Here is a 13,477-nt window from a genome sequence, read left to right on the forward strand (position 1 = left end):
CGCCCGTCAGGCGAGGATCAGGCCTCGCTCGGACCACCAGCGTTGGTAGGTGGCGTTGCGGCTGACCATGTTCTGATACGCCTCCGTGACCACCTTGCGCAGCAGCCCAGGTGACACCGGGCACCGGTCCACCCAGGACAGATCGATGCGGCCGCGCACCGGATCGCCGATGAGCGGCCGGAAGACGACATTGTTTCCCTCCATGGACATTGGGTCGGAGATGGCGACGCACTGGCCGCTGCCGACGAAGGCGCGAGCGCCCGCCATGTGGTTGCTCTCGTAGGCGATTCGCGGCTCGAACCCAAGTCGGGCGCAGGCCGCGCGCAGCGACATCAACCAGCCGGGATTGTCCTGCGGGTTGACTATCCATGCCTCGTCGGCGAGGTCGGCCAGGTCGATTTCCGTGCGTGCGGCAAGCGGGTGGCGTTCCGACAGCCCGATGAACACGGGCTCCAGCGGCACTATCGTCACTCGCTTGAAGTCGTGGTTGTCCGCGGTCTCGAAGTCGATCACGTCGCTGATGATCGCGGCGTCCAGCCTGCCGGTTCGCATCATCGTGATCAGCTCGCCCGCGGCCGGGTCCATGTGCGCGCGGACGGTCAGTCGGGCGGCCAGTTCCGGGTCAACCTCAGCGAGTTCGGCGATCAAGCGGGGAACGACCGCCGACAACAGCAGGCCCGCGTCACCGAGGATGATCTCGCGACGGTGCTTGGGTGTCGTTGTGACGAGGAGGTCGTCCATCTCGTGGAGCACGGAGCGCGCCTTGGCCAGCAGGCTCCGGCCGAAGGCGGTGATCTCGACGCCGGTACGGCTCCGGCTGAATACCGACTCGCCGACCGAGCGCTCGATGCGCTGCAACTGGGCGGTGAGCGAGGGCTGGGACATGCCAAGCAAGACCGCGGCCTTGGTGATACTGCCGTAATCGGCAACCGTCACCAAGACGCGAAGATGCCTTACCTCAAGCTTCACCGGGCGATGCTAACCACAGAGTCCTTCGCGGGAACAGGTGAGAACCGTGGGTGGCAAAATCCCGCAAACCACGGTTCTCACCTGGAGAAACGTCAGCCCACGTTCAACGCGACGTCATCGAGGACGAACGACGTCTGCAAGTTGCTGTCCTCAAATCCCTGGAACTTGATCGTCACGGTCTGCCCGGCGAAGTCCGCCAGGTCGTAGGTGAACTGCTTGTATCCGGAAGCGGCGTTGAGGTTGGAGAACGTCGCCAACGTCTTCGAGCCCGCCGTTACCGTCATCCGGTCGTACACGGCGGGTTCCCACTCACGGGTGTCGATGTGCAGCCAGAACGAGAGCTGCGCGGTCGTGCACCCGGCCGGAACCGTCACGCTCTGCGAGACCGAGTCGTAGCTGACCCGGCCCCAGCCGCCCACCCAGGCACTCCACGTGCCCGCGTGCGCCGGTTGTCCCTGCGAAGCGTGCTGGCCGACGACGTTCGCCGACGCGGTCCACCCGGTCGAGCCGGACTCGAAGCCCGGGTTGGCCACCTTCTGCGCAGGCGTGCAGCTACCGCCGCCGGTGATCGTCCAGCCGAAGGTCGCGGTGCCGGACTTGCCAGCCGAGTCGGTCACCTTCAGTGTCGAACTGAAGGTGCCCGCGGTGGTCGGCTTTCCGGTGATGAGACCGTCCGCGCTGACCGACAGACCACCGGGCAGGCCGGTCGCCGACCACGTGTAGGGCTTCGTGCCGCCGTCGACCACCATTTGCAGGCTGACATCACTGCCGACCTTGCCAGTCCGCGGACCCGGGTTGGTCACCGTCGGGTCGGTGCCGCCGCCGGTGATCGTCCAGGTGAACGACGCGGATCCGGTGGCGCCCTTGCTGTCCTTGACGTTGACGGTCACCTTGTACGCGCCGCCCACCGTGGGCGTGCCGGACAGCACGAGGACGTCGGAGTCGCCCGGCTGCACGGTGATGCCGGTCGGCAGGCCCGCGGCCGCCCAGGTGTACGGCGCGGTGCCGCCGTCGACGACCATCTTCAGGCCGGTCTCGACGCCCACCTCGGCGGTCTGGTCACCCGGGTTCGGCAGCGTCAGCTCGCCGCCGCCGCCACCGTCGATCGTCCAGGTGAACGTCGTGGTCCCGGACGCGCCCTTGCTGTCCTTGACGTCCACCGTCACGGTGAACGCGCCACCCGCGGTCGGCGTGCCCTCGGCGATGACCACATCGGTCGTGCTGGAACCCAGCGCGATCCCGGTCGGCAAACCAGTGGCGGACCACGTGTAGGGCGCGGTGCCACCCTCGACAACCAGCTTCAACCCCGCAGGCTCACCAACTTCGCCGGTCTGCGGGCCGGGGTTCGGCAGCGTCAGATCACCGCCCCCACCGCCCTCGATCGTCCACGTGAACGTCACCGTGGCGGTCGCGCCCTTGGCGTCCTTGACGTCCACCGTCACCGTGAACGCGCCACCCGCGGTCGGAACACCGCCGATGATCGCGACATCGGAGTCGCTCGGGGCCAGGGTCATCCCGGTGGGCAGGCCGCTCGCGGCCCAGGTGTACGGCGCGGTGCCGCCGGATACCACCAGCTTGACCCCGTTGTCCTCACCGACCTTGCCGGTCTGCGGGCCGGGGTTCGGCAGCGTCAGATCACCGCCGCCACCGCCCTCGATCGTCCAGGTGAACGACGCGGTCGCCGTGGTGCCCTTGCTGTCCTTGACCGTCACCGAGCTGTTGAAAGTGCCGCCCGCGGTCGGCGTGCCTTCGGCGACCACGACATCGGAGGTGCTCGAGCCCAACACGATGCCCGTCGGCAGACCGGCGGCCGACCACGTGTACGGCGCGACGCCACCCGCGGCGACGAGCTTCACGCCCGACTGCTCGCCGACCTTGCCGGTCTGGTTGCCAGGGCTGGGCAGCGTGACCGGATCGGGCTGCGCACCCGGATCGACGTACAGCAGCTTGTTCGGCGAACCGGCCCCCGGGTTGGTGACCTTGTCCGGCGTGGCCGCGGCCAGCATGCCCGCCGCCACCTGCGGCGGCGTGTCAGTCGGGTGCCCGGCCAGCCAGATCGCCACCGCGCCCGCGACATGCGGCGCCGCCATGGACGTGCCGCTCGCGCTGAGGGTCGCGTTGTCGTTGTCCTTCCACGCCGACAGGATCCCCACGCCTGGGGCGAAGATGTCGGTGCACGTGCCGAAGTTCGAGAAACTGGCGCGCGCGTCGTTCTTGTCCGACGCGTTGACCGTGATGCCCTCGGCGACCCTGGCGGGCGAGGTGTTGCAGGCGTCCTTGTTGTCGTTCGCCGAAGCCAGCGCGTAGGTGATACCCGAGGCGATCGAGTTGCGCACCGCCGTGTCGAGCGCGGTCGCCGCTCCCCCACCGAGGCTCATGTTCGCCACAGCGGGCTTCACCGCGTTCTTCGTGACCCAGTCGACACCGCTGATCACCCCGGTGTTCGAGCCGGAGCCGGAGCACCCCAGCACCTTCACACCGACGATCTTCACACCCTTGGCGAGGCCATACTCCTTGCCGCCGACGATGCCCCCGACGTGCGTGCCGTGCCCGTGGCAGTCGGTGTTGTTCGTGTCGACCGTGTTGGTGCCCCACGTCGCACGGCCCTCGAACGTGCTGTGCGTGGTGCGGACACCGGTGTCGATGATGTACGCGGTCACATTCGACGCGCGGGTGCCGAAGCTGTACTTGCTGTCCAACGGCAAGTTCCGCTGGTCAACACGATCCAGGCCCCAGTTCGGCGGGTTGACCTGGTCCTCGGCGATCTTCACCTCGCCATCCTGCTCGACGAAGGCGACGCTCGGGTCAGCCGCCAGCTTGCGCGCCTGCCCCGCGGTCATCTTCGCGGAGAACCCGTTCACGGCGTGCTGCCAGGCAGCCGTGACCGACCCTCCGTACTTCTTCGTCAGCTTGTCCGCGGTCTGTGCCGAGGCAGATCTCGGCGCCACGCTGTCTTTCACCACAACGATGTAGCTGTCCTTGATCGCACCTGCCCGGTTCGCACCGAGCACGACGCCCTCGGCCGCGGAGGCGGGCGTTGCGATGACGCCCAGAGCGAGCGCCGAGGCGATCAAGGCGGGCCCGGCGTATCGCCGCAGCCGCCGCACGCGAAGTTGTCCCATCAATGGTCTCCCTCAATGCAGGACCTCCACCTCGGCGCCGCGTCGGCGACCGCAGTGAAGGCAGGGATCGCGACCTTCGCGCGAATGCATGGAAGGCGCCAGCATTACCTACGAGAAACAGCTATTCAGGGTAGTCGAATACCCCGTCAGCATGAAGAGAGAACCCTTGCTTGAGCGTACTCGGTTCATCATCGCCTAACTATAATGCATCAGATGCTATGACCCGAAACGTCTTCGTCCAAGCGATCACCTTTGCCAAATAGGGCCGTGACGCCTGCCGATGGGGTGCGAACTTCGTCCCGGCCAACCCGAAAGTGCCTGGCAGGCGCGCTGGCGGCAGGCGGAACAAACGGCGGCGCCCAGTCTGAATTCAAGATCCGCTCCGCGATCCTGGCCCCATTGGCGCGAACGAACACTATGCACCCGAACGGCGGTCCACGATGGTGCGCCGGGACCTAGCGGGACTCGACTTCCGCCGAGAATAATCGCCATCCCCTGCCGATTCACCTGCGTTCGAGGAGCCCCATTGAACCGCGCGATAGCTGTGCTCGGCATCGCGGCGGTGTCGCTGATGCTTGTCGGAATTCCAACTCCGGAGAGTTCCGCGCACTCGGCCGACCCCGCAGCCACCTATGTCGCCGCGAACGCGGCGAACCGCTCTGGCGAGAAGTTCGTCCAGGTCGGTTCGCACACAGGCGTCCATGGCGCCCGCTACGCCGCCTATGAACGCACCTATCGCGGCCTGCCCGTCCTCGGCGGCGACTTCGTGGTCGCGACCGACAGCGCGGGCGTTGTCCTCAACACCCCGCTCGTCGGCGACGCCCCGATCACCACTGGTATCTCGCCCACACTGACCAAAGCCCAGGCGACCGTGATCGCGCGCGCGAAGCTGGCCAAGGTCGACCGCGAGACCGCCGAACTCGTGGTGTTCTCGCCCGACGGTGAACAGCGACTCGCCTACGAAGTCATCCTCACCGGGCGATCCACCACCGGCGGCCCAAGCGTCCTGCACGTAGTCGTGGACGCGCTCACCGGCGCGGTGATCGCCACCTGGGACGAGGTCATGGACGGCGTCGCCAACGGCTACTACTACCCCGACGCGCCGATCGCCACGACACACACCGGCGGCAAGTACGAACTGACCGACCCCAGCGGCAACACCCTGTTCTGCGGCATTCAGGGCAACGGCCCGATGTCCGGCACCGACGACGTGTTCGGCAATCGCAGCGGGACCGACCTGGAAACCGCGTGCGCCGACGGCTACTACAGCGCCCAGCAGTACAACAAGATGCTGCGCGGGTGGCTGGGTCGCGACGGGTTGGACGGCAACGGCAAATGGGCGCCGATGTTCGTCGGGCTCACCGCCGTCAACGCGTACTGGAACGGCCACACCGCCAACTTCGGCCGCACCCGCGACGGCGCGCGGCAGTTGGTGAACCTGGACATCGTCGCCCACGAGTTCGGCCACGGGGTCTTTCAGCACACGCCGGGCGGCTTCGACGGCTACGCCGAGACCTACCAGCTCAACGAGGCCAGCAGCGACATCATGGGCGCGCTCAACGAGCACTTCACCAACAACCCCAATGACCCGCCGGACTACCAGGTCGCCAACGAGACAAGTCCGCTTGGCCGCGGCCCCGAGCGCATCATGTACCAGCCGTCGCTCGGTCCGCGCGACGAACCGGACTGCTACCTGCCGAACATGGCCGACATCGAGGTCCACGACGGCGCGGGCCCAGCCAACCACTTCTTCTACTTGATGGCTGAGGGCTCTAGTCCCACCGGCAAGCCCGCCAGCCCGATCTGCGCGGGCGGCCCGCCGTCGGTGACCGGGATGGGTATCCGCGACGCGGGCAAGGTGTGGATGGAATCGCTGATGCTCAAGAAGACATTCTGGACCTACACCGACGCCCGGGTCGCCGGGCTGACCGCGGTGAAGACCCTGTACCCGGGCGACTGCGCCAAGTTCGACACCGTCAAGGGGGCGTGGGACGCGGTCGCCGTGCCCGCGAAGGCAGGCGAGCCGGGCAGGCCGAGCAACTGCGGTAACAACGACTTCGCGGTCTCGCTCAACCCGGTCAGCGGCACACTCGCGCCCGGAGCCAAAGTGACGACGACCGTGTCGACCACCGGCGCGGCGCAGACCCTGTCGCTGTCGGCCGACGCCCTGCCTGCTGGGGTCACGGCGAGCTTCGACCCGCCGACCATGACCGTGGGCGGCCGTTCGGTGCTGACCTTGACCGCGTCGACCACTGCCGCCGCCGCGGGAACGGCGAACGTGCTGGTGCGGGCCGCGGGCCAGGGAATGACCCGCACCGCCACCTACGCGTTGACCATTAGCGGTGGCGGCAGCTGTACCGCACAGAGCACCGCGGCGCGGCCCATCGCGGACCTCTCGACAGTCAACAGCCCACTGACCCTGTCCGGGTGCGCGGGCATCCCGGGCACCAGTTCGGTCGATGTCGACATCAGCCACACCTTCGTCGGTGACCTGGTGGTCTCACTGATCGGACCGGACGGCAAGGCCTACGTCCTGCACAACCGGACTGGCGGGTCGGGTAAGGAGATCAAGAAAACCTATACCGTGGCGGTGACCAGCTCGGCCGACGGCGTCTGGACGCTGCGGGTAGAGGACAAGGCCCGCTACGACGCCGGCACGCTCAACGGCTGGAAGCTGAGCCTGTCCTAGCTCCACGACCCCTGGCGGAGTATCAGGCCAGGCCCCGGTATGGACCAGGCGATCGGACCGCGCGATGTGGTTGTGTGCCAAGAGGACACAACCACATCGCGCCCCCGTGGTCGTGCCACTACCCACTTCGGACGTGCCGACGATTCTCTCCAACTCCGTGGCGATTGGGCATTCCATGACAGCACCCCAGCCCGGCGGCACCTGAGGTTCCCCGGGAACCGGACACCGGGTTTCATGCCGCGAGGGCGACGTGGGGACTGTAGCTGATGCGGGTTTCGTGTGGCCCGGTAGCCGAGTGTCGAATGTAGACGGTCGTGGCTGTAGTAGGCGAGGTAAGCGAAAACGGCTCGTCGGGCGTGGTCTGGGCTGTCGAAGTCTTGGGTGCCGATCTCGGCTTTGAGGGGGCGAAGAACGACTCGGCGACGACATTGTCGCAACACGAACCGACCCGGCCCATCAATGACCGCGCGCCACGACGGCGAGCGTCCGGGCCGGTGCGGCCGCGCTGGGTGGCCAGGGTGATCGCGTCGCTGACCAGGCAGGCGCGCATGTGCTCGGCTATGGCGTGCCCGACGACCTCGCGGGTGTGCAGGTCGATCATGGTCGCTACCCGCGTGGGGCCTTCGGGAGTTGGCCCGTGGTGACGTAGTCCAAGCGGCGGGCGATGGACGCGGCTTGGTCGGCGAAGCGTTCATAGAAGCGGGCCAGCAGGGCCACATCGATCCCGGCGCGGACCCCGTGACTCCAGTCGTTGTCGCTGACCGAGGCCAGCAGGCTCTGCTCGAGATTATCGATGAGATCGTCGGCGTTGTGCAGGGCCATGAAGCCGGTGCGATCGAGGTTGACGATCAGGTCGGCGACCTCGCGGGCGGCGTTCACCGCGAGCTCGCCGATGGTGGCGAACCGGTCTCGGGTCTCCTCGGGCATGGCGTGCCCGGGGTGACGGCGGCGGGCCTGCTCGGCCACGTGGCGAGCTAAATCTCCCATACGTTCCAGCGTCGGCCACCGCCCACGCCATCCCCGCCACCAACTCGGTGAGTATCTCGATGTCGCCGTGGAAGGCCTAACGCATCCGTCCACGATATTCGTCCCGCCAGGCCGCCGCCGACCGCCATCAGGCCACGTCACACCGCCGTGAACACCGTGCGCTCCTGTGGTCCACAGCGGCCCATGATCGTCGTTGCGCGCGATGGCGCGGCCGGGAACGAGCTGGCCGGCCACTGTCACCTGGGCCTGGGCCCTACTGCTTCGGAGTGACTCCCCGATCGGGGCGTGAACGTGTGGTTAACGTAGGTTTGCGTCGTCTTTGTGTCGTCGGGGAGGAGTGCTCGGTGGATGTGTCCGTGCTGGTCGCCGTCGTGGTGGTGACCGCGCTGATCTTCGACTTCACGAACGGTTTCCACGATACGGCCAACGCGATGGCCACGTCGATCGCGACCGGGGCGCTGCGACCCAAGGTGGCGGTCGCGTTGGCGGCGGTGTTGAACCTGGTGGGCGCGTTCCTCTCGGTAGAGGTCGCGAGGACGATCTCAGGCGGTCTGGTCGACGAGGCGGCGATCACGCCCGCGGTGGTGTTCGGCGGACTCGTCGGGGCCATCGTGTGGAATCTGCTGACCTGGTACGTCGGCCTGCCGTCGAGTTCGTCGCACGCGCTGTTCGGCGGGCTCATCGGGGCTACCTGGGTTGCCGCGGGCAGCGATGCGGTGCGCTTCGCCAAGCTTCTGGAGAAGGTGCTGGTCCCGGCTGTGGCGGCGCCGCTTATCGCGGGGCTCGCGGGCATGATCGCGACCTATCTGGCCTTCCGTATCACCCGGCGTGCCACCGCCAGCCGTACCGCGCGTGGATTCCGGATCGGCCAGATCGCCTCGGCATCGCTGCTATCGCTGGCCCACGGCACGAACGACGCCCAGAAGACGATGGGCATCATCACACTCACCCTGATCAGCGCGGGCAGTCTGCCCAAGGACGCGGGCCCACCGGTCTGGGTCATCGTCAGCGCGGGCGTCGCCATCGCCCTGGGCACCTACCTGGGCGGCTGGCGCATCATCCGCACCCTCGGCCGCGGCATCACCGACATCGGCGCGCCGCAGGGCTTCGCCGCCCAGACCAGCGCCACCGCGGTCATCCTGACCTCATCGCACCTGGGCATCGCGCTGTCGACCACGCACGTTTGCTCCGGCGGCATCCTCGGCGCCGGGCTGGGCACACCGCAGGCCAAGGTGCAGTGGCGGACCGCGGGCCGCATGGTGCTGGCCTGGTTGATCACGCTGCCCGCGGCCGGTCTCGCGGGCGCGCTGGCCGGCATGGTCGCCGAGTCCGGCACCCTTGGCACGGTTGCCGTCGCTGTCGCGGGCCTCGCCTTCGGCGCGGCCATCTACCTGCGGTCCCGCCGCGACGTCGTCGGCGCGCACAACGTCAACGACATCCCGGTCGAACCGATTCCCGCCGAGACCAAGGGCTGAGGATGCACATCAACTGGGCTTTGCTGACCGAGGTCCTCATCGCGGCCCTCGTCACAGCAGTCGGCACCGTGGTCCTCTTCGCCTTGGGCGTGCGCGGCTGGTCCAACCACGCCGACGCCGTTCGCGGCCGCGGCTCCAGCGTCCTGGGCATCGTCACCGCGTTGGTGAGCTTCACCCTATGCACCGCCGTCGTCGCCTTCGGCCTCTGGATCATCGTCGCCCGGTAACAGCCTGCGAGCAGCCTGAGTCGCGCAAGTATCGATCAGCGGCGAGCCGCGCGGCCCGACGCCGTCGCCCTGGTACTTGCCCTGGATCTTGGTCGCTCTCGGCGACGTTCCCGCTGATGAATGACGTGTTGCTCCCGTCGGTCGTGGCGCCGCGCTAGGCCCGCGCAAACGCGCGGCGTACCTCCGCAGGCGTCAACGGAGCCGCTCGATCACCATGGCCATGCCCTGACCGCCCCCGACGCACATGGTCTCGAGGCCGACTTCCTTGTCGTGCCACTGGAGGGAGTTGATCAGCGACGTGGTGATCCGGGCGCCCGTCATGCCGAACGGGTGCCCGATCGCGATCGCTCCCCCGTTCACGTTGAGCTTCTCCATGTCCACGCCGAGCTCGCGCGCGGACGGGATGACCTGCGCGGCGAACGCCTCGTTGATCTCGACCAGGTCGATGTCGTCGATGGTCATCCCGGCTCGCGCAAGTGCTCGGCGGGAGGCTTCGACCGGCCCGAGTCCCATGATCTCCGGCGACAAGGCACTCACGCCCGTGGAGACGATCCGCGCGAGCGGCGTCAGGCCCAGCTCTTCGGCCTTAGTGTCCGACATGACGACCAAGGCCGCCGCGCCGTCGTTCAAGGAGCAGCAGTTCGCTGCGGTCACAGTCCCGTCCGGTCTGAACACTGGCGAGAGCCCTGCCACCTTCTGCATCGTCACACCGGATCGAGGACCGTCGTCGGCGGTGACCATCGTGCCGTCGGGAAGCCGAGCGGGCGTGATGTCCTGCTCCCAGAACCCCTTCTCGATCGCCTGTTCCGCGAGGTTCTGGCTTCGCACGGCGAACTCGTCCTGTTCCTGGCGACTGACTCCCGTCAGCTGAGCGACGTTCTCGGCGGTCTGCCCCATGGCGACGTAGGCGTCGGGAAGCGCGCCGAGCGCGCGCGGGTCGAGCCAGGTCTGGCCGCCCGCCGCGAGCTCCGCGGTCCGTTCGGCAGACCCGGCGAACCGGTCGTTCCTGGTCCCGGGAAGGTTGTCGGCGTTGCCCTTGCCGAAGCGGCTCACCGTCTCGACACCCGCGGAGATGAAGACGTCACCTTCACCCGCGCGGATCGCGTGCAGGGCCATCCGAGTCGTCTGCAGGCTCGATGAGCAGTACCGGTTCACCGTGACTCCGGGCAGGTGGTCCATGCCTGCGAGCACGGCGACGATCCGCGCCATATTGAAGCCGGACTCCCCCGCGGGCTGACCACAACCGAGCATCAGGTCCTCGATGTCCCGGGGGTCCAGCTCGGGGATCTTGGCCAGGGCAGCGCTGACCATCTGGACGGCGAGGTCGTCGGGGCGAAGGTCGGCGAGCGACCCCTTGTAGGCGCGGCCGATGGGAGAACGGGCGGTGGCGACGATGACTGCTTCAGGCACGACTGACTCCTTGGAAGTGGGACGGCGGCGGTCGAGTGTCACCGGGTGCCGTAGACCGGCTCGGGGACGGGCGCGGCGGCGATGAGCTTGCGGACCGCGTCGCCGACCTCGGCCGCGTCCCAGCGGCGGCCGATGTCCCGTCGTGACCCGTGGGTCCAGCCCTGCTCGACGCAGAGCCTGCCACCCTCGATCTCGATGACCCGGCCGGTGACGTCTCCCGCGTCGACGGAGGCCAGCCAGGCCACCACGGGGGCGTTGTTGCCCGGGTCCATCGAGTCGAAGGCCGCCGAGGCAGGCGCCATCATCTCCGGGAACGCCGTCTCGGTCATGCGGGTCCGGGCGACCGGGGCGATCGCGTTGACGGTGACGCCGTACCGGCCCAGCTCGGCAGCGGCGACCAGGGTGAGGCCTGCGATGCCTGCCTTGGCAGCCGAGTAGGTCGCCTGGCCGATCGAGCCCTGCAGCCCGGCCCCGGACGAGGTGTTGATCACCCGCGCCGCCCGCGGGCGGCCGCCCTTCGCCTCGTTGCGCCAGTACGCCGCGGCGTGACGCAGGGGCGCGAAGTGACCCTTCAGGTGCACGCGGATCACCGCGTCCCACTCCTCCTCGGAGGTGTTCACCAGCATCCGGTCCCGGACGAAGCCCGCGTTGTTGACCAGGATGTCGAGGCCGCCGAAGGTCTCGACGGCCTGCCGCACCATCGCCTCCGCCTCCTCGAAGTCGGCCACGTCGGCGCCGTTGGCGACCGCCTCCCCGCCCAGCTCCTTGATCAGCGTGACAACCTCGTGCGCCGGACCGTCGGATGCGCCTTCGCCACCCACGCTCGCGCCCAGGTCGTTGACCACGACCTTCGCCCCCTGTCGTGCCAACTCGAGCGCGTGCGCGCGGCCGATGCCCCGGCCCGCGCCGGTGACGATGGCGACGCGTCCCTCGAGGATTCCCATGCGTTGTTCTCCAGCTCTGTGTCGTGGTCTCGGGCGGTTCACGTGGCGGCGTCGACCGACGCCGCCGCGGACAGGAACACGGGAGGCTCGCCGCCGCCGTGGCACGCGACGGTCGCGCCACTGACGTAGGAGGCCAGGTCGGAGGCCAGGAAGAGCGCCACGTTGGCGATCTCCTCCGGGCGAGCCATCCGGCCCATCGGGATGGTGCGCTCGATGGCGGCGACACCGGCATCGTCTCCGTAGTGCTCGCCGGTCAGCTCGGTCCGGCACAACCCGACGTTGACGGCGTTCAGGCGGACCCGCGGCGCCCACTCGACCGCGAGGCTGCGCGTGAGCGAGTCGAGGCCTGCCTTGGCCGCGCCGTACACCGCCGTGCCCGGCGACGGACGCAGGGCGCTGACCGAGGAGATGTTGACGATCGCCCCTCCGGTCGCCTGCTGCTGCATCACCTCGTTGGCGGCCTGGGCGACCACGAGGGGGGCGAAGAAGTTCAGGTCCATCACCCGCGCGTGGAAGCGGCGCGACGCGGTGGCAGCCAGGGCATAGGGGGCACCTCCGGCGTTGTTCACCACCGCGTCCAGCCGCCCGTGCTCGTCGACCACCGCGCGCACCATGGCCGCGGCATCCTCCGGGTCGCGCACGTCACAACACACGTGACTGGTGCCCGGCATCGGGATCGCAGGCTCCGACCTCGCACAGGTGACGACGTGCGCGCCCGCGGCCACGAACCCACGCGCGATCGCGGCTCCGATCCCCTTGGTGCCGCCGGTCACCAAGGCGACTCGACCCCTCAACTCAAGCTCGACGGCCACCGCTGCTCCTTCCGTTGTCGACCAAGCACATGTTAGGGTACCAAGCAAACGTTTGGTTTGTAACCGGAAGGTACGCCGATGTCTGTCTCCTCAGAACTGCGTGACGACGGCACCCGAGTCGTGACCATGGACTACCCGCCGGTGAACGCGCTGCCGGTCCAGGGCTGGTACGACATCGCGACCGCTCTCGACGACGCGGGCCGGGACCCGCGCACCCACGTCGTGGTCCTGCGCGCGGAGGGCCGCGGCTTCAACGCGGGCGTGGACATCAAGGAGATGCAGGCAAGCGAGGGCTTCGATGCCCTCATCGGGGCGAACCGGGGGTGCTTCGCGGCATTCAAGGCGGTCTACGACTGCGCGGTGCCGGTGATCGCCGCGGTGCACGGCTTCTGCCTCGGTGGCGGCGTCGGCCTGGTGGGCAACGCCGACTGCGTCGTCGCCAGTGACGACGCCTACTTCGGGGTCCCGGAGGTGGACCGCGGCGCGCTCGGCGCGGCCACGCACCTGGCCAGGCTGGTGCCGCCGCACCTGATGCGCGGTCTGTATTTCACCGGTCGCACGATCACCGCGACGGAGCTCCTCGGCCACGGATCGGTCCTGGAGGTCGTCGCCCGCGAGCGGCTGGACGAGGCGGCCCTTGCCGTCGCCGCCGAGATCGCGAGCAAGGACACCCGGGTGATCCGAATGGCCAAGGAGGCGCTCAACGGCATCGACCCGGTGGACGTGCACCGCAGCTACCGCTTCGAGCAGGGCTTCACCATGGAGCTCAACCTGGCCGGGGTGGCCGACGAGCACCGGGATGCCTTCGCCGGGACCACCAAGGCGGGCAGGCGATGAGCCGC

11 protein-coding genes are annotated in these 13,477 nt (G+C 68.5%); 4 read left to right on the plus strand and 7 right to left on the minus strand.

Going from position 1 to position 13,477, the window contains the following annotated elements:
- Positions 1 to 6 precede the first annotated feature (6 nt).
- Both BN1701_RS12810 and BN1701_RS12815 read right to left on the minus strand, forming a co-directional pair.
- Positions 7 to 969 (minus strand): LysR family transcriptional regulator, encoded by a 963-nt coding sequence (locus tag BN1701_RS12810; protein ID WP_082859827.1) that lies wholly within the window; start codon positions 967 to 969, stop codon positions 7 to 9.
- 92 nt (positions 970 to 1,061) lie between these two features.
- Positions 1,062 to 4,091 carry a S8 family peptidase gene (locus BN1701_RS12815; protein ID WP_082859828.1) on the minus strand — a complete coding sequence of 1,010 codons (3,030 nt, stop codon included), beginning with the start codon at positions 4,089 to 4,091 and terminating at the stop codon, positions 1,062 to 1,064.
- Positions 4,092 to 4,617: 526 nt separating this feature from the next.
- On the opposite strand from BN1701_RS12815, the gene BN1701_RS12820 reads away from it, so the two are divergent.
- Positions 4,618 to 6,780: a proprotein convertase P-domain-containing protein gene (locus tag BN1701_RS12820; RefSeq protein ID WP_172803240.1), complete on the plus strand. Its 2,163-nt coding sequence runs from the start codon at positions 4,618 to 4,620 to the stop codon at positions 6,778 to 6,780.
- Positions 6,781 to 7,012: 232 nt separating this feature from the next.
- On the opposite strand, the gene BN1701_RS12825 is transcribed toward BN1701_RS12820, so the two are convergent.
- Positions 7,013 to 7,381, minus strand: coding sequence for a hypothetical protein (locus BN1701_RS12825; protein ID WP_054048606.1), 369 nt, complete (start codon positions 7,379 to 7,381; stop codon positions 7,013 to 7,015).
- Between the two features lie 5 nt (positions 7,382 to 7,386).
- The gene (locus BN1701_RS12830; protein ID WP_082859830.1) at positions 7,387 to 7,767 is read right to left on the minus strand and encodes a PhoU domain-containing protein; all 381 of its coding nucleotides are present in this window, start codon (positions 7,765 to 7,767) and stop codon (positions 7,387 to 7,389) included.
- 344 nt (positions 7,768 to 8,111) lie between these two features.
- On the opposite strand from BN1701_RS12830, the gene BN1701_RS12835 reads away from it, so the two are divergent.
- Together BN1701_RS12835 and BN1701_RS12840 are read left to right on the plus strand one after the other, a co-directional pair.
- Positions 8,112 to 9,242: an inorganic phosphate transporter gene (locus BN1701_RS12835; protein WP_054048610.1), complete on the plus strand. Its 1,131-nt coding sequence runs from the start codon at positions 8,112 to 8,114 to the stop codon at positions 9,240 to 9,242.
- Between the two features lie 2 nt (positions 9,243 to 9,244).
- Positions 9,245 to 9,469, plus strand: a complete 225-nt coding sequence (locus BN1701_RS12840) for a hypothetical protein (protein WP_054048612.1) — start codon at positions 9,245 to 9,247, stop codon at positions 9,467 to 9,469.
- A 192-nt stretch (positions 9,470 to 9,661) separates the two neighbouring features.
- On the opposite strand, the gene BN1701_RS12845 is transcribed toward BN1701_RS12840, so the two are convergent.
- The 3 genes from BN1701_RS12845 to BN1701_RS12855 are packed head-to-tail and all read right to left on the minus strand — an operon-like array spanning position 9,662 to position 12,635.
- Positions 9,662 to 10,879 carry an acetyl-CoA C-acetyltransferase gene (locus tag BN1701_RS12845; protein WP_054048614.1) on the minus strand — a complete coding sequence of 406 codons (1,218 nt, stop codon included), beginning with the start codon at positions 10,877 to 10,879 and terminating at the stop codon, positions 9,662 to 9,664.
- A 38-nt stretch (positions 10,880 to 10,917) separates the two neighbouring features.
- Positions 10,918 to 11,823 carry an SDR family oxidoreductase gene (locus tag BN1701_RS12850; RefSeq protein ID WP_054048616.1) on the minus strand — a complete coding sequence of 302 codons (906 nt, stop codon included), beginning with the start codon at positions 11,821 to 11,823 and terminating at the stop codon, positions 10,918 to 10,920.
- A 38-nt stretch (positions 11,824 to 11,861) separates the two neighbouring features.
- Positions 11,862 to 12,635, minus strand: a complete 774-nt coding sequence (locus BN1701_RS12855) for an SDR family oxidoreductase (protein WP_054048618.1) — start codon at positions 12,633 to 12,635, stop codon at positions 11,862 to 11,864.
- Between the two features lie 78 nt (positions 12,636 to 12,713).
- On the opposite strand from BN1701_RS12855, the gene BN1701_RS12860 reads away from it, so the two are divergent.
- On the plus strand, positions 12,714 to 13,472 hold the full coding sequence (locus BN1701_RS12860; RefSeq protein WP_054048620.1) for an enoyl-CoA hydratase family protein: 759 nt from the start codon (positions 12,714 to 12,716) through the stop codon (positions 13,470 to 13,472).
- Positions 13,473 to 13,477 lie beyond the last annotated feature (5 nt).

Origin of the sequence: Alloactinosynnema sp. L-07 (assembly GCF_900070365.1) — a bacterium.
In the GTDB taxonomy this organism is placed as follows: Bacteria; Actinomycetota; Actinomycetes; order Mycobacteriales; family Pseudonocardiaceae; genus Actinokineospora.